Origin of the sequence: Variovorax sp. dw_308, from assembly GCF_019207085.1 — a bacterium.
In the GTDB taxonomy this organism is placed as follows: domain Bacteria; phylum Pseudomonadota; class Gammaproteobacteria; order Burkholderiales; family Burkholderiaceae_C; genus Variovorax.
Genome location: NZ_JAATOM010000007.1, coordinates 22,292 through 37,512, shown reverse-complemented (window position 1 = coordinate 37,512; position 15,221 = coordinate 22,292). Strand labels below are relative to the sequence as shown.

Here is a 15,221-nt window from a genome sequence, read left to right as displayed (position 1 = left end):
CGAGCGCCTGCAGGCGCAGCGCATGTTGCCGCGCCGGGCGGTTCAGGCCTCAAGGCATGAAACCGCGGCGGTCGCTACGGCCGCGCAGACGGCCCAGGAATCGCGCGAACCTGCCCCGTGGTCGACCCGGGCGCTGGATTCCTGCGCCGTCCGGTGCGGAGCCCGGCGCATGCGAACCGGGCGCGCGAAGCGACTGGCTGGGTGCCGGATGTCCCTGCAATTGAGCGGGCGCGGTCGTCACATGCCACAGGCCGTCGTCGTGCTGGCGGGGTTCGAAGCCGGCGAGCTGCGCGAAGCGTATCCAGTGCGCATCCCGGAAGCTGCAGAAGAATTGAAAGTCTGCATACCGGGCGCGCAACCTTGCGATCAAGGCGCGGCCTGCACCACGCTTGCGGTGGCCGGGCATGACGAACAGGTATCGAAGCTCAAGGCCCACCTGCGGCCCGTGGTCGACGACGAAGGCCAGCGCCGATCGGCTTGCCACCAACTCGCCGCGGCCCTCGTGGAGCATCTGCAGGACATCTTCCGCAAGCAGCGGCGCCTTGCAGCCCGCGTGCTGTTGCTCCAGGAACCGCGCGAGCTCTTGAGGTGTCCGTCGATGGAATGGCTGCCTCTTGCCGGCAATTGCACGCATCAACTTGCGCCACGGCAATTCATCGCGCGCCCGCCGGGCACTCGGCGTGGATGTGGAGGTCGAGCCCTCAGGCAGCCATGCCGAGTCGACATGATCGTGCGAAGTTTGATTCGAGGTCGCGTGGGAATGCCGCGGGGCGCGAGGCCTGTGGTGCATGGTCGTGGTTCATCCGCGTGGCGGCCCGACCGACGCTTGACCTGTGCACCGCACGATTGCGGCGCTACACCCTAGAACTTTATTATAACAATTGATCAACAATTGTGGCCAGCGATATGTTGGATTGCGTAAATTCAAGGTCTCACGCGCGTGTGCAACTCAAAGGCCTTCCTCCTGCGTTGCATGCACGAATCCCAACCCAAGGAGCATTCATGACTGGTCATCTCGTTTCCCGTATCGGCGCCGTGGCCTTGACCGTGGCGCTTGCAGCCTGCGCGGCGCCTGGCGCGCAACCCGGCGCGATGGAGGTCCGCCAGGCCACGATCGAACAGATCACCCCGACGCAGTTGCAGAGCAACCATCACGCAGGCCTCGGCGCCGTCGCTGGCGGGCTCGCGGGCGTGGGCATCGGCAGCCTGATCGGTGGCGGCACCGGGCGCGACGTGGCCATGGTCCTGGGCGCCGTGGGTGGCGCCGTGGCCGGCAACGAGGTGCAGAAGAGATACGACCAGCCCGCGCCGGGGCAGCAGGTCGTCGTGCGCACCGGCAGCGGCGTGCTGTTGTCCATCTCGCAGCCGGTCAATCCGGGCCTGCGCGTGGGGCAACGCGTCTACATCGAAGGCAGCGGCGAAGGCGCGCGCGTCGTCCCGCGGCAGTAGTCATGCATCCTCGGCGGTAGGTGAGGGCGCCGATCCGCGCGCCACTTCGATCGCGGCGAGCAGGTCGCTGCCAAGGAAGGGCTTGGCCAGGTAGGCACACGCACCGCGCCGCATCGCCTCCTGCCGCAGCGCTGGCGTGTCGTGCGCGGTGACCACGATCACCGGCGTCTGGTTGCCCCGTGACCGCAATTCCGTGAGCAGTTCGAGACCGGACATCGCCGGCAACTGGAAGTCGGTGACGATGCAGGCGGCGCCTTCGACAGGGCTCTCGGCCAGCAGCGCTTCCGCCGATGGATAGGTTCGCGGGTTCGATCCGGCTGCGTGCAGCAGCCGCTCGATGGCCTGCCGCATGCTGTCGTCATCGTCCACCACGAGTACTGCGCCGCTGGGGATCGGGTTCATCGAGCGGACCGGTGGCGACCGCAACGCGTCAGGGGTTGCCGGGCCGGCCGACGCTTCGGGTGAGCAGGGTCATGGCTTGCCGTCCTTTTCCGATGGATGCGTTCATCGCGTCTCATCATTGCGCGCGCGCCGGCCCGACGAAAGCGGGTCGTTGGGCAATCCGGCTGCCCGAAAGGGAAGCTCGCCTGCCCTTCGAGCCGATGGTTCTGCGGCTCGCGACATCGCACCATGGCGGGCACATCACCCGCAGTCACTCCCGTGAACCACATACCGGTCTTCTGGGTCCTCGTCGCATCGGTGCTGGCGCCGCTGCTCGGCGAGATTCCGATCGGATCCAGGGTGCCGGTCGTGGTGTTCGAGGTCCTGCTGGGCATCGTCATCGGTCCGCACGTGCTCGGCTTCGCGACCTTCGATGGCTTCGTCCTGCACATGTTCACTTTCGGCATGGCGACCACGCTGCTGATGGCCGGCATCGAACTGGACTTCGGCGAGATCAAGGGAAGGCCGCTGCTGCTCGGGGTCGGCGGCTGGGTCCTGTCGGTGGGGGTGGGCCTCGCCGTGGTGGGGGCGATGCACCTCATTCCGAACGTCGATGCGCCGCTGATGACAGTGCTGGCACTCTGCACGACCGGACTCGGCATGCTGGTGCCCGCGCTGCGCGACGACGGACGGATGGACTCGCGCTTCGGCCGGCTCCTCATGGCGGCCGGTACCATGGGCGAGGTGGCGCCGATCGTCGCCATGTCGGTGCTGCTGTCCACCCAGTACAGCAGCCTGAAGGAGGCCGGCTTCCTGCTCGTCTTCCTCGTCATCGTCGGCGCTGCGATCGTCACGGGCCTGCGCGCGCGGCCGCCACGGTTGCAGGCCATGCTGGACCGGCACATCAACAGCAGCACGCAGATGCCGGTGCGCTTCTCGTTGCTGCTGCTGGGTGTGATGTTGCTGATCGCGCAGTCCTTCGGCTTCGAGAACATCTTGGGTGCGTTCGCCGCCGGCATGGTGGTGGGGCAGGCCACGCGCGGGCCGGTCGGTAAACCCTTGCGCCACAAGCTCGAGACCCTGTCCTTCGCCTGGTTCTATCCCTTCTTCTTCGTCGGCACCGGCATCAAGTTCGACATCACCGCGCTCGCTCGCGACACCAGGACGATGCTGCTGGTGCCGGCGTTCGTGCTGCTTTTCCTGCTGGTGCGTGGCGTGCCGGTGCTTCTCTATCGCGGGCAGCTGGCCAAGGGGGAGTCGCTGCCCTTCGCGTTGTCCTCTGCGGTGCCGTCGTTGTCGATCGTCGTCGTGATCGGCGAGATCGGCGCGCACACCGGCTCGATGAGGCCGGACGCCTCGGCGGCGCTGGTCGGCGCCGCGCTGCTGAGCGTGCTGCTGTTCCCCACGCTGGCGGGCGTGCTGCAGCCGCGGCCCAAGATCTTGAGTTGATGTGGCTTTGCCATCTCGACTTGGTCCCCGCGCGGGGTATGCGCTCAGCCTGTCCGGCGAAGCCGCTCGGCGAGCGCGCCCAGATCCGTTGCGGACTCGGCGCCGAGCTTCAGCATCAACTGCGCGCGATGCGTCTTGACCGTGCGCTCGCTGGTCTTGAGCTGGTCCGCGATCTGCTTGTTGAGCTTGCCCCCGATCACGAGGTCGAACACTTCGCGCTCGCGCGGGGTCAGGCTGGCAAACAAGGCATGCAGCTCCCGGGACTCGTCGCGCAGTGCATGTTGGGCGGCATCCTTGGCAAGCGCGCGCTCGAGCGCGCCGAGCAGGGTCTCGCGCTGCACCGGCTTCTGCAGGAAGTCCACCGCGCCGGCCTTCATCGCTCGCACGCCGGAGGCGACGTCGGCGCGGCCGGTGAGAAAGACCACGGGCAAGGTGCAGCCATGCTGCTCCAGCACTTCCTGCAGTTCCAGGCCGGACGGGCCGGGCAGGTTGACGTCGAGCAACAGGCAGCCGGCGTGCTCGGGCGGCAGCGCATGGAGGAGGAATTCTCCAGTCGATGCATAGCCGCGCGCTTCATGGCCGGCCGCATCGAGCAGTCGCAGCAGCGCGACGCGCAGGGCGTCGTCGTCGTCGATGACGTGGACAACAGGGTTCTGGCGCATGCGCAGCGGGAGTGGCGGGGAGTGGGCATTCTCCCGAGGCATCGCATCGCCGCCAATTGCACGTTGGGGCAGCGCAGGCGCAGTCCCTACTTTCGCGACCGCAGCACGCGATGCACCAGGCCCCGCACCACGAGGTAGGGAAGCACCGCGAGCAGCGTCGCGATCATCAAGGCCTCGCCGATGTAGATCCAGCGCAGCTCGATGAGCTGGTAGACGCAGTCCATGACGATCGCGAGGCTGAAGACCTTGCCAATGTGCTTCCAGCCCTCCCGCAGCGCGTCGGGCCGGCGGGCGGAGTCCGTGAGCAGGCCCCAGAAGTACAGCGGACGGCCTTCGCGCGCGTCCTGCCGGCCGGCACGCCAGGCGAAGAAGGCCGCGACGCAGGGCTGCAGGATGAAGCGGAAAGCCAGCGGCACATGCCTGTGGCTGCCGTTCGTGATGTCCGCCCAGGTGCGGACGAAGGGTTCGAGCAGCTCATGCATCAGAGCACGCGCGAGACGATGCCGAGGAACATGAGCACGCCCGCAACCGACATGATGAGCGCCATCACGAGCGAGGGCTGCAGGATCCGCAGGTTCGGGCGGTCGCGGCGCAGGCCCTTGAGCCGATACCAGTATTCGACGGTGCCCATCACGACGGCCACCGTGCCGAGGCCCGTGAGGAAGAGACCGACGTTGCGCGCCATGCTGGCGCTGTGCACCTGGCCGCCTTGCTGCGTGAAGCCTTCGATGATCTTGTAGATCGTGAAACCGAAGCTGATCATCGACAGGCCGGTGCGCACCCAGGCCATCAGCGAGCGGTCCGCTGCCATTACTGTGCGATCGATGGCGAGGTCGGTGCGCTCCTGCGCGAGGTCGTTCGCGGACCTTGGGGCGGGCGATGGTGTAGGCGATGGTGCGGATGGATCGTTCATGGCGCGTTCGGACGCGACTATGCATGCAGCGAAGGCACGCGTCTACAGCCTGGCGAGCGATTGCCCTTCGAGGCAAATCGGCTGCCCGTCGTTCTGATTTCCAAAGGCCGCATGCCCTGCCACGATGCTGCGCCGAAGGTCTGCAACCAATGGAGAGATGAATGGCAACCAAGCCCCCATCTTCGCCAGGACCCAGCACGAGCACGCAGGCCGCTGCAGGACTTCATGCCCGGGCAGGATCGCCAGCGGCGTGGCCCGCATGAGGCTCTCCCGGATGGCTCGCCTCGGGGCCCGTGTGCTGCATCGGCGAGCCGTTCGCCTGGACGTACTTCGGCAACTGGATGTGGAACGTGGTGCCCACGCCGAGCGTGCTCACGGCCCAGATTCTTCCGCCGTGCGCTTCGACGATGCTGCGCGAGATCGACAGTCCAAGGCCCATGCCGCGGCTCTTGGTGCTGAAGAAGGAATCGAACAACCTGGCCAGGTTCTCCGGGGTCACGCCCTCGCCGCGATCGCTCACCCTGATCTCGACATGTTCGGTTTGCTCGACGGTCGCCACCCGGATCGAGCGGCGGTTCTCCGGTCGGTCGCCGATGGCATCCATCGCGTTCATGACGAGGTTGATGAGAACCTGCTGGAGCTGCACCGCGTCGCCGACGACCTGCACCGGATCTGCGCAAGGACGCACCGCGAGCCGCATGTCGCGCCGTCGCACTTCCGCAGCCAGCAACTCGCAACCATCCGCGATCGCGGCGTTGAGCTCGAAGGGCTCGCGCTTGCCGACCTCCCGGGCCAGCAGCGTGCGCAATCGCGAGATCACCTCGCTGGCGCGGATGTCGTCGCGCCGGATGTCGGCCAGGATGGCATCGAGCATCTCGGGGCTGCCGCGGCCCGACTTGAGCAGCAGGTCGGCCGCTTCGGCGTTGGACAGGATGGCGGCCAGCGGCTGGTTGATCTCATGCGCGATCGATGCGGTGAGTTCGCCGGCGACCGCCAGCCGCGAGGCGTGCGCCAGCTCGGTGCCCCGCTGGGCGAGCGCGGTCTCCGCGTTGAGTCGGCGATGGTGCTCGAACAGGAGCAGCGCGATCAGGCCGGTCTCCAGAAGAATGGCCGCACCGCCCAGCAGGCCGGCCGTCCGGTAGGTCTCCCAGAACGAAGGCCGCTTGAACTGGACCACGGCGTCGAGCGGGATGTCCTCGTCGGCGATGCCCCAGCGATTCGCCTGCCGCCAGTCGACCATCAGCGTATTGGCCATCACCGCGGGGAGCTTGAGCGAGGCGGGCGGCTCACCGTCGAGCAGCCGGTTCACGATCTCGCCGGCCTGGTCGCCGGCGTTCTGGAAGCGCGGCACCCGGCCGCCGACCACGCCCGTGCCGATGAAGGTGCTGATCGGTCCGTAGACGGGCACGGCGGATGCCTGCGCGATGAACGCGGCCGCGTCACGCGGCGTGGACCACAGGCTGTTGCCGCTCTGGTAGAAGCCGCCTGTCAGCACCAGCCAGTCTCGATCCAGGCTGCCGAGGCGCCGCTCGAGCTGGTCGGTGGGCACGCCGGCTGCGAACTCGATCTGCACGCGATCGCGCAACGGCGCGGTGCGTTCGCGCAGCATGGACTCCCACTCGCGGTCGCGCTTCGTCGATCCGGTGACGACGAGCAAGTGCGTCGCCGTGGGATGCCAGCGCAAGGCCTGCAGCACCGTGCCCTGGATGTCGTAGTCGATCGGAACGCCGACCACGTCGTCGGGCAGCGGGCCGAGGCGTGGCGGCATCGCGGCGATGACCGCGGCATGCACCACGGGCACGCCCGGAAAGAGCTGCGAACGCTGGCGCAGCAGGAAGTCCAGCGCATCGCGGCCGACCGCCACGACCAACTGCGGCGGATGCTCCACGTACTTTTCGCGCAGGTACGCAAGCATCACCTGCTCGTAGGCGGCTCCCACGAACTCGGGCCGGTCGAGGAATTCGCTGTTGATGTGCACCGGCCTGTCGATGGTGCTGACGATCGATGCTCGCAGTCCGGCCTCGACATCGACGTTGCCGGGCACCAGCCTGCCGTTGGAATACAGGACGAGGACATTACGGCTGGCTTGCGCCGTGGCGCTGCCACACGCGAGGAGCAAGCAGAGTGCGACCAGATGCAGCCAAAGCCCCGAACGCGGTTGGCGCGACGGCAGCCGCTGCGGGAGCGCCGCAAGCGACATGGGCAAGGGATGAGCCGGCAAGGGGAGGCGGGACCTCAGGCGGGCGCGCGTGACATCAGGGTCGGCGCGGCGGGGCGGGCCTGCGTGGTCCCGCGATGGGCAGTCTCGGGCACAGCGAACTCCTTTGGATGGTGTCTGCTCCCCGCCGCCGGACGTTAACCAAATTCCAGCGGATTGGCTTGCCCTGATTCGGCCTGGTCGGGACAGTCGAGATCCAGCGATCCGCCGTGACCGGCCCACTTCGTGGGCCCCAATGGTGCCGCCCGTCATTGCGATGTCGGGTATCTTCGCCTTTGCCTGGACGGCGAGCGTGCTGGTCAACTTCGTGGCGCGCTGCGACTCGCTTCGGACGGGCGTCCCTCGCCCGCCCACTCCGCGCGATCGCGCGCAACCCTGAATGGAAAAAATCGATGACCACAAGTAGACGCATGTCCCGACGGGTTGGGGCAACGGCACGCCTCTCGCGCCTCGCGCTCCTTGCCTTGGCCGCGGCATGCCTGGCCGGATGCCAGGCCTACAACGCGGCGCTCGGCAGCGGCACCGCGGTGACAGCCAGCGACGCCACGCGCATGACGCGAAGCGGATTCCTGAGCGACTACGCAAGGCTCAAGCCGGCGGCCGGGCTCGACGGCATCGAATGCTGGCGCGACGCGGCCCTCGACCCGAAGCGCTACGACAAGGCCATGGTCTCGCGCATCGTGGTGTCGCTCGCGCCCGCGAAGAACGCAGCGCCGTCGACCGTCGACCCCAGCGACCTGAAGACGCTGACCGACTACTTCTACCGTTCGTTGCAGACGGCCCTCCAGGCCAATATGCAGGTCGTCGAACAGGCCGGCCCGGGCGTCGTGGTGATCCGGGTCGCGCTCACGGACCTGGTGCCCACGGGTGTCGCCGAGAGCGTGACCGGCACCCTCGTGCCCTATGCCTTCATTGCGGAAGCGGGTTCCGGCGTCGCCACGGGCCGGCCCGCAGGCTCGACGCCGTACCTTGGCCAGACCGGCATGGAGATGCAGTTCCGCGACGGCGCCGCAGGCAAGGTCCTTGCGGAATGCCGCGACACGGAGATCGGCCGGAAGTACGCGGCCGACGTCGACAACGGCACAGCAGGCGCCGCACAGACCTGGGCGAACGGCTACATGAGCTCGTTCCAGAGCTGGGCGTACGCCAGGAATGCGTTCGACAAGTGGTCGCTGCTCGTGGCCCGGCGACTGGCCGAGCTGCGCGGCGCTGGTGGCGCGCCATAGCGGCCTGCCGGCACGGGCGTCGGACATCCGGCACGGGGCCGCTCACGCGAACCGTGCGGCCCGCCGCGCTGCCGTGTTGACCGTGCCGGGGCTACGGTACGGCATAACCGCGCTCGCGCAGCAGCTTCACCAGCGTCTGATGCGCGCCCGCATGTTCCGCTTGTCCGTATCGTCGAGATCGGACCCAGGATGGATCGGTTGCCAGCGACGATGAACTCGTACTCGTTGGTCACATCGGCAGCGGCTCGGATGGTGTGCTCGAGATCTTCCCGGTTCATCCAACCCCCTTCTGTGTTGCGCGTGGCTTCGACCCGAGCTGTACGCCCTTTTTCAGCGCGCCGACCTGTTCAAGGACGGCAGCACGGACGAGCGGCGGCAGGATCGTCGGCACCGGCGAGGCTTGCCGCAACTCCTTCCCTCGGCGAGAGATGCTGAGGGCGCGACGCCATTCGCGCCGGTGCAGGATGACCGACCATTCGTCCCACAGAAAGCGTGAGTGCGTGCTTCCCGAGTTGCGCCAGTTTTCCAGGGTCGCGAGGGCTTGCGCGATCAATGCCGGATCGCTGCGCATCAACTTGATCGCCTTCTCGTGCAGCGTCAGGCTTTGAAGATCCTGTGCGTCGTGACTGCCATCCGCCTTGACCAGCACCGAAACAGCGGGCACCCGGCGCTCGCGCGGCCCTTCGGCGATACGCGGGGTGACTTGCATGGCGTCGCTTGACAACAGGGCCACGTCTGCCGAGACGCCAAGCGCTGACATCACGCGCACGTAGTTCCCCATGGACGGCGACGGGTCGCCGGATTCGATGGCGGCGAGTGTGGTGCGCGAGATGCCGGCGCGCTGAGCCAGGGCGGCGCCTGACAGGCCTTGCTGCCGACGAACGCGCTTGAGCCGCTCGCCCAACTGGAGGAGCAGTTGTCGATCCAGAACCGAACTTGAGTCGCTGGGAGCAGTCATCTGTCCAGAATTCCAGACATTCACGCCATAAATGACCAGTTTGCCGGTCATTTCATCGAAATTGCCGATGACCCCTGTGCAAGCACAAGCGAGTTGCAGCCGCCTTGCCCCCGCCGCGCCCGCGTCGCCGAGGGCAGTTCGCCGAAGTGCCGCCGGTACTCGGTCGCAAAGCGCGACGGATGCCAGAAGCCCCAGCGCGCCGCGATGTCGCCGACGGTCGCATGGGCTTGCGCGACCAGTTCGCTGCGCACGCGGTTGAGGCGCATCACGCGCAGGTAGGTCACGGGGCTCAGCTGCAGGGTCTCCTCGAAGGCGTACTGCAGCGCACGGCGCGAGGCGCCCGTGGCCGCGCAGAGGTCGGGCACGGTGATCGGCTCGTCGACGTGGGCACGCATGTACTCGCGCGCGCCGTGGAGGATGCGACGGCGCGTCGCCGCGCCGGGCCGCACCGATGCCGACCGCGGGCCGGGCGCGATGCAGTCGAGCGCGGCTTCGGTCAATGTCTGCGCGAGCGAGTGTTGCACCGTCGGCTGCTGCATCAGGGCCGGCTGCTGCCGGGCCAGCGACAGGGCCGAGGCGATCAGCGCCTTCAGTCCCTCGCGCACCGGCGGCGGCATGTCGACGGCACGGGGCCCGAGGCGCGATGGCGGCCCGTCGTCCCCGGCATGCAGGCACGCGGCAGTGCGCCGCAGGTGCGCGGTGTCGATCGAGACGCCCGTGATGCGCATGCCCGCGCCGGCGATCAACTCGAACGCGTGGTCCGAGGAAACCGCCAGCAGGCGGTCCGCCTCGATCGGGTGGCCGCAGAACCAGCCGGCGTCCCCCGCCGGCTGCACCAGGCCGAGCGTGTGCGTGCCGGGGCGCGAGCTGCCGCACTGGAGCACCGCGCGGTTGGCCGATTCGTGGAACAGCTGCACCGGGCCAAGGCGCAGCTCCTCGGTGCGGCCCTCGAAGCGGCCGGGCGTGAGTTGCTCGTACTGCTGGTCCCAGGCGCTCACGCTGGTGGCGTGTTCGTCCACATCGCGCGAAGTCCGGGTGGCGAAGGAAATGTCATTCATTGGTTGCTCTTGGTCCGGAATTTGCATCAACCGCGGGGAAACCATGAATTTGAATTGATTCATACCTAAATATCATTCCACATCACACGCCACTGGCCAAGAGAAACACGATGACGCACGCAGCCTCCGTCATGTCGCCGACCGAAGTGAACCCGGTCATTTGGGCCGCCGAGGTCCGGCGCAATTTCTTTCCACTGGAGCTTTCGGTGGACCGCAGCCAGCCGTTCGAAGCGTCCGTGCAGCTCGGCAACTTCTCGCGCTGCAAGGTCGCCCAGGTGCGCGCCGGCGCGCACTCGGCCTCGATGAGCGGCGAGGACTGCCGGCACCTGGGGCAGCGCTACATCAAGGTGCTGTGGCAGGAACGCGGGCACGGGCACCTGGACATGGGTGCGCGCGCGGTGGACCTGCCGGCCGGCCACTGGACCGTCTACGAGGCCAGTCGCTCCTACGCGTTGCGCATGGAAGGCGACACGACCTTCACGGCGATGGTCTGCGACACCGGCGGCCACGATGGCCTGGCCTCGCTGGCGCAGCGCGTCGCCGGCCGAGCGATGCCGACGGAGGGCGGCGCCGCCGTGGCATTGGCCGCCTTGGCCGCGATGCGCGGGGAGGGGAGTCGCGTGGCGCCGCAGAGCCAGGCTGGCGTGGCCGACTTCGTCACCTCGCTGCTGGCCCAGGAAATCCAGCACGTCGACAGCAGCAATGGCGCGGCCCGCAAGCGCGCGCAGGATGCGCTGCTGCGCGAGGCGCAGGACTATGTGCGCCAGAACCTGGACCGCAACGACCTCTCGCCCGACCAGATCGCCGCGGCCATCCACGTGTCCCGTCGCACGCTCTATCACGCCTTCGAACTGGCGGGCGAAACGCCGCAGGCCATGGTGCAGCGCCTGCGCCTGGAGCGCTGCCGGGACGTGCTCTCGCATGCCGGAGGTCAGGGCCCGAGCATCACGCAACTGGCGCTCGAATTCGGCTTCTCCGACCCGGCCTACTTCACGCGCGTGTTCCGCCAGCGCTTTGGCAGCACGCCGTCGAAGTACCGCGCGCAAGCGCTCGCACATTGAGCCTCGGGCGCGCACTGCCGGCGCGCCGCTCTTCCCGCAGGACTCGCAACTGTTCGGCTCTCTTCCCGCGAGTCTGCACGCAAGTCCCATAGTCCCTGCACGCCAGTGCAAGCTGCTGCGCATCGATCTTCCTAAGCTTCGGAAACGCAGGGGCCGGCCTTCCACCGGCCTCGTTCAACGCCATTCCCAAGACAGGAGACTCCGTGTCCGCCACCGCAACCTCGACCGCCACCTATTCCACCCGGCACTTCATCGCCGGCCAGCAACGCGACGCTTCCGACGGTGCCTGCTTCGACAAGTTCGAGCCCGCCAGCGGCCAGGTCCTCGCGCGCGTCGCGGCCGGCACCACGCAGGACGTCGATGCCGCCGTGGCCGCAGCGCGTGCGCAGTTCGATGGCGGCGCGTGGAGCAGGATGCCCGGCGCCCAGCGCGGCAAGCTGCTGAACAAGCTGGCCGACCTGCTCGAACGCGATGCCGAGAAGATGGTCGAGGTGCTGGCCCGCGAGCAGGGCCGGCCGCTGATGGAAATGCGCATGCTCGACCTGCCCGTGTCGATCGACACGCTGCGCTACTTCGCCGGCTGGGCCGACAAGCTCGAAGGCCGCCAGATCCCGACCGGCGGCTTCATGGGCCGCCCGACACTCAACTACACCGTGCGCGAAGCCGTCGGCGTGGCCGCGCTGATCGTGCCGTGGAACGCACCGCTGATGATCGCCTGCTGGAAGCTCGCACCCGCATTGGCCGCAGGCTGCACCGTGGTGCTCAAGCCGTCGGAAGATGCACCATTGGCGGTCGCGGCGCTGGTCGAACTGGCGCACGAGGCCGGCTTTCCGGAAGGCGTCGTCAACCTGGTGCACGGCATCGGCGCGAAGGTCGGCAGTGCGCTGGTCAACCATGCCGGCGTGGACAAGGTCAGCTTCACCGGCAGCACCGAGGTCGGCCGCAGCATCGCCCGCGAGGCCGGTCCCAGGTTCAAGCGCCTCACGCTGGAACTCGGCGGCAAGGCGCCGCAGATCGTGCTCGAGGACGCGGACATCGGGCAGGCGATCGGCGGCGTGGCGATGGGCCTGTTCGTCGACCAGGGCCAGACCTGCGCGGCCGGCACGCGCGTGCTGGTGCACCGCTCGCGCTACGAGGAATTCGTCGGCGCCATCGGCGGCGCGGCCCGCTCGATCCAGCTTGGCTGCCCCTTCGATGCAAAGACGCAGATGGGCGCGCTCATCAGCGCGAAGCACCAGGCCCGCGTGAAGGCGCACATCGACAACGCGGTGCGCCAGGGCGCGCGCATGGTGGCCGGCGAAGAGGCGCTGCCGGAGAACGGCTTCTTCGTGCGCCCGACGATCTTCGCGGACGTCGATCCGTCGATGTGCATCGCACGCGACGAAGTGTTCGGCCCGGTCGGCACCATCATGCCCTTCGACACCGAGGAACAAGCCATCGCGATGGCCAACGACACGGTCTATGGCCTGTCCGCTTCGCTGTGGACGCAGAACGTGGCCAAGGCGCATCAGATCGCGGGGCGGTTGCGCGTGGGCGCAGTGGCGGTCAACGGCTGGAGCCCGCTCGATGCGCGCCTGCCCTGGGGCGGCCGCGGCGACAGCGGCATCGGGCGTGACCTGTCGCAGAGCGCGCTGGATGGCTACCTGGAAGAGAAGGTCGTGACCGTGGTGATGTGACCGTTAGCGGGCGGGGCGCACGCGGCTCGCTGCGCCCCGGATCGTCGCGCCCGGCGCTCAGCCATCCTGCGCCAACACCTGCAGCGGGGCCGCATCTCGAAAGCCTCCGCGCAGCCACGCTCCGCGCGACAATGCCGGCGAAGAGCCCTTGTGTTCATCTTCGGTGGAGTGGCCATGGCTGTCTTGCTGAACGAAATCCAGTGGAGCGACCCGGTCCTGCCGGTGGCGCACGACGCGGAGTGGGAAGCCGAACTCAAGCGTCGCGGCGCCCGCATCATGGACGTGGACCGCCGTGTCGCGCCCATCCGCTGGCTGCGCGAGGCGGCCTACGAAGCGGTCAGCTACGTGCCCGTCAACCTGCCGGAGCGGCTCTACCGCATCGGCAACATGGTGACCGCGCAGGAGAACGCATGCCGCTACTGCTATGGCGCGACGCGCGCCTACATGAAGGTCCTGGGCTATCCGGAATCCTTCATCCAGCAGGTCGAGCGCGACACGCAGATGGCCGAACTGGACGACAAGGAGCGCGCGTACATCGCCTTTTGCCGCAGCCTGGCCCGATCGAGGCCGCGCCCGGCCGCCGCCGAGCGTGCCGCGCTGCTGAAGGGCGGCTACACGCAGGCGCAAATAGGAGAGATCGCCTTTGCGATCTCTCTAGGCTGCCTCTTCAACCGCATCACCACCCTGCTGGCCTGCCCGCCGGAGAAGGACTTCGAACGCATGGCCAGCGGGCCCTTGCGGGGGCTACTCGGCTTCGCGTTGCCCTTGATGAAGAAGTTCGCGAAGGGCAAGCCGGCGGAAGCGCCGCTCGATGATGCGGCGCTGGCCGCCGGCCCCTTCGGCGTGGTGGTGGCGCCGCTGGCCGGCCTGCGGGCAGGGAACGTCATGAAGGCCGCGCTCGACGGTGCGTTCCAGACCGGGGCGCTGAGCCGCAGCGCGAAGGCGCTGATGTTCGCGGTGGTCTCGCGCACGATGGGATGCCCGCACTGCGATGCCGCGGCGACCCGGATGCTGCTCGACGAAGGCCTGGACCAGGCCGAGATCGAGAGCGCCCTGGCAACGCTGCGCTGCCCCCGCCTGGCGGCGGGCGAAAGCGGCTTGCTGGCGTGGGCGCGCGACACGGTGTACTACGAACCGTCCGCGATCCAGCAGCGGACACGGGCCCTCGGCGCCGAAATAGGCGAAGCCAAGCTGCTGGAAGCCATCGGCATCGCCTCGCTGGCGAACGCGACCGTCCGGCTTGCCATGCTGCTGGCGTGATGGCCCTGGCCTGGTCGGTCCTGGCCGCGTTCGGCACCCTTGCCTTCGTCGGCCTGGCGGCGCTGGTCCTGCGCGGGCGCCGCCAGAACCGGCAACTCGAGCGGCTGTTGCTGGCGGCCGACGACAAGCTGGAGCAACTGCAAGGCCAGTTCGAGCGCTTCGTCCCGGCCGACGTGGTCGAGCGGCTCACCCATTTCGGTGACGCCTTCACGCCGGAGCGGCGCGAGGTGACGATGCTGTTCGCCGACCTGCGCGGCTTCACGGCCCTGTGCGACCGGCTCGACCCCACCGTCACGGTGAGCATCCTGAACGGCTACTTCCGCCACATGACGGCCGCCATCCTTCGCCACCACGGGCACGTGACCGAGTTCGTGGGGGACGGCTTGCTGGCCCTGTTCGGCGCCATGGAGCCCAATCCCTGGCAGGCGCGCGACGCCGTCATGGCCGCGCTGGACATGCGCGCGGAACTGGCGCGCTACAACGCGGGCCTGCGCGAGAAGGGCCTGCCGGAACTGCGCTTCGGCATCGGCATCCATGGCGGGGAAGTGGTGGCGGGCGTGATCGGCACCGCGGGCCTGTCGAAGTTCAGCGTGACGGGTGATCCGATCAATGTCGCCTCGCGCGTCGAGGGACTGACCAGCAAGTTCGAAGTCGACCTGTTGATTACGGAAGACATCCGGCGCGCCGTCCAAGATCAGTTTCGGCTGCGGCCCATGCCGCCGGCCGTGGTCAAGGGGAAGGCGGAGCCGGTCCAGACCTATTGCGTCGAAGGCGAAGCTTGAGCGGCGTTGCGCGGGCGCGGCGGCGCCGACGCGCGTGGCATTGTCCAGGCTGGTTTGCACCGGGAATATCGGCTAGTCTTTCGGCCGTCCCGGCCAATCCGACTGCCCGCAACAACCTGGAGGAATCG

At 68.2% G+C, this 15,221-nt stretch carries 15 protein-coding genes; 7 read left to right on the top strand and 8 right to left on the bottom strand.

The genetic code is table 11. The annotated features are described in order from the left end of the window. Positions 1–49: 49 nt before the first annotated feature. Positions 50–634, bottom strand: coding sequence for a GNAT family N-acetyltransferase (locus HCU76_RS16045; protein ID WP_218509963.1), 585 nt, complete (start codon positions 632–634; stop codon positions 50–52). A gap of 368 nt (positions 635–1,002) precedes the next feature. Between HCU76_RS16045 and HCU76_RS16040 the strand changes: the two genes are divergently transcribed. Beyond that, positions 1,003–1,449, top strand: a complete 447-nt coding sequence (locus tag HCU76_RS16040; protein WP_218509962.1) for a glycine zipper 2TM domain-containing protein — start codon at positions 1,003–1,005, stop codon at positions 1,447–1,449. On the opposite strand, the gene HCU76_RS16035 is transcribed toward HCU76_RS16040, so the two are convergent. Then, entirely contained in the window at positions 1,450–1,851 is a 402-nt protein-coding gene (locus tag HCU76_RS16035) for a response regulator transcription factor (protein ID WP_218509961.1), read from the bottom strand. It lies immediately after the preceding gene. A gap of 258 nt (positions 1,852–2,109) precedes the next feature. Here HCU76_RS16035 and HCU76_RS16030 point away from each other — a divergent pair, with 258 nt between their 5' ends. Then, the gene (locus HCU76_RS16030) at positions 2,110–3,279 is read left to right on the top strand and encodes a cation:proton antiporter (RefSeq protein ID WP_218509960.1); all 1,170 of its coding nucleotides are present in this window, start codon (positions 2,110–2,112) and stop codon (positions 3,277–3,279) included. 44 nt (positions 3,280–3,323) lie between these two features. On the opposite strand, the gene HCU76_RS16025 is transcribed toward HCU76_RS16030, so the two are convergent. The 4 genes from HCU76_RS16025 to HCU76_RS16010 all read right to left on the bottom strand — a co-directional run bounded on the left by HCU76_RS16025 (position 3,324) and on the right by HCU76_RS16010 (position 6,973). Then, positions 3,324–3,941 carry a response regulator transcription factor gene (locus HCU76_RS16025; RefSeq protein ID WP_218509959.1) on the bottom strand — a complete coding sequence of 206 codons (618 nt, stop codon included), beginning with the start codon at positions 3,939–3,941 and terminating at the stop codon, positions 3,324–3,326. Between the two features lie 86 nt (positions 3,942–4,027). Beyond that, positions 4,028–4,423: a hypothetical protein gene (locus HCU76_RS16020; RefSeq protein ID WP_218509958.1), complete on the bottom strand. Its 396-nt coding sequence runs from the start codon at positions 4,421–4,423 to the stop codon at positions 4,028–4,030. Further along, the gene (locus HCU76_RS16015; RefSeq protein WP_218509957.1) at positions 4,423–4,854 is read right to left on the bottom strand and encodes a YidH family protein; all 432 of its coding nucleotides are present in this window, start codon (positions 4,852–4,854) and stop codon (positions 4,423–4,425) included. Before HCU76_RS16015 ends, HCU76_RS16020 begins: the two co-directional genes overlap by 1 nt. 223 nt (positions 4,855–5,077) lie before the next feature. Continuing rightward, complete coding sequence (locus HCU76_RS16010; RefSeq protein ID WP_218509956.1) at positions 5,078–6,973, bottom strand: ATP-binding protein; 1,896 nt, start codon at positions 6,971–6,973, stop codon at positions 5,078–5,080. 509 nt (positions 6,974–7,482) lie between these two features. On the opposite strand from HCU76_RS16010, the gene HCU76_RS16005 reads away from it, so the two are divergent. Then, on the top strand, positions 7,483–8,298 hold the full coding sequence (locus tag HCU76_RS16005) for a DUF3313 domain-containing protein (protein WP_213954537.1): 816 nt from the start codon (positions 7,483–7,485) through the stop codon (positions 8,296–8,298). Between the two features lie 274 nt (positions 8,299–8,572). Here the strand turns inward: HCU76_RS16005 and HCU76_RS16000 are convergent, their stop codons facing one another. Further along, positions 8,573–9,307: a helix-turn-helix domain-containing protein gene (locus tag HCU76_RS16000; protein ID WP_371319837.1), complete on the bottom strand. Its 735-nt coding sequence runs from the start codon at positions 9,305–9,307 to the stop codon at positions 8,573–8,575. Next, positions 9,304–10,314 carry a helix-turn-helix domain-containing protein gene (locus HCU76_RS15995; protein WP_218509955.1) on the bottom strand — a complete coding sequence of 337 codons (1,011 nt, stop codon included), beginning with the start codon at positions 10,312–10,314 and terminating at the stop codon, positions 9,304–9,306. The genes HCU76_RS16000 and HCU76_RS15995 overlap by 4 nt, the downstream gene beginning before the upstream one ends. Before the next feature lie 110 nt (positions 10,315–10,424). Between HCU76_RS15995 and HCU76_RS15990 the strand changes: the two genes are divergently transcribed. The 4 genes from HCU76_RS15990 to HCU76_RS15975 all read left to right on the top strand — a co-directional run bounded on the left by HCU76_RS15990 (position 10,425) and on the right by HCU76_RS15975 (position 15,093). After that, on the top strand, positions 10,425–11,375 hold the full coding sequence (locus HCU76_RS15990; RefSeq protein WP_213954535.1) for a helix-turn-helix domain-containing protein: 951 nt from the start codon (positions 10,425–10,427) through the stop codon (positions 11,373–11,375). 203 nt (positions 11,376–11,578) lie between these two features. Next, positions 11,579–13,051, top strand: a complete 1,473-nt coding sequence (locus tag HCU76_RS15985; RefSeq protein ID WP_218509954.1) for an aldehyde dehydrogenase family protein — start codon at positions 11,579–11,581, stop codon at positions 13,049–13,051. Between the two features lie 174 nt (positions 13,052–13,225). Then, a complete protein-coding gene (locus HCU76_RS15980) occupies positions 13,226–14,311 on the top strand; it encodes a carboxymuconolactone decarboxylase family protein (protein ID WP_218509953.1) in 1,086 nt (361 codons plus the stop codon). After that, positions 14,311–15,093: an adenylate/guanylate cyclase domain-containing protein gene (locus HCU76_RS15975; RefSeq protein ID WP_218509952.1), complete on the top strand. Its 783-nt coding sequence runs from the start codon at positions 14,311–14,313 to the stop codon at positions 15,091–15,093. Before HCU76_RS15980 ends, HCU76_RS15975 begins: the two co-directional genes overlap by 1 nt. Positions 15,094–15,221 lie beyond the last annotated feature (128 nt).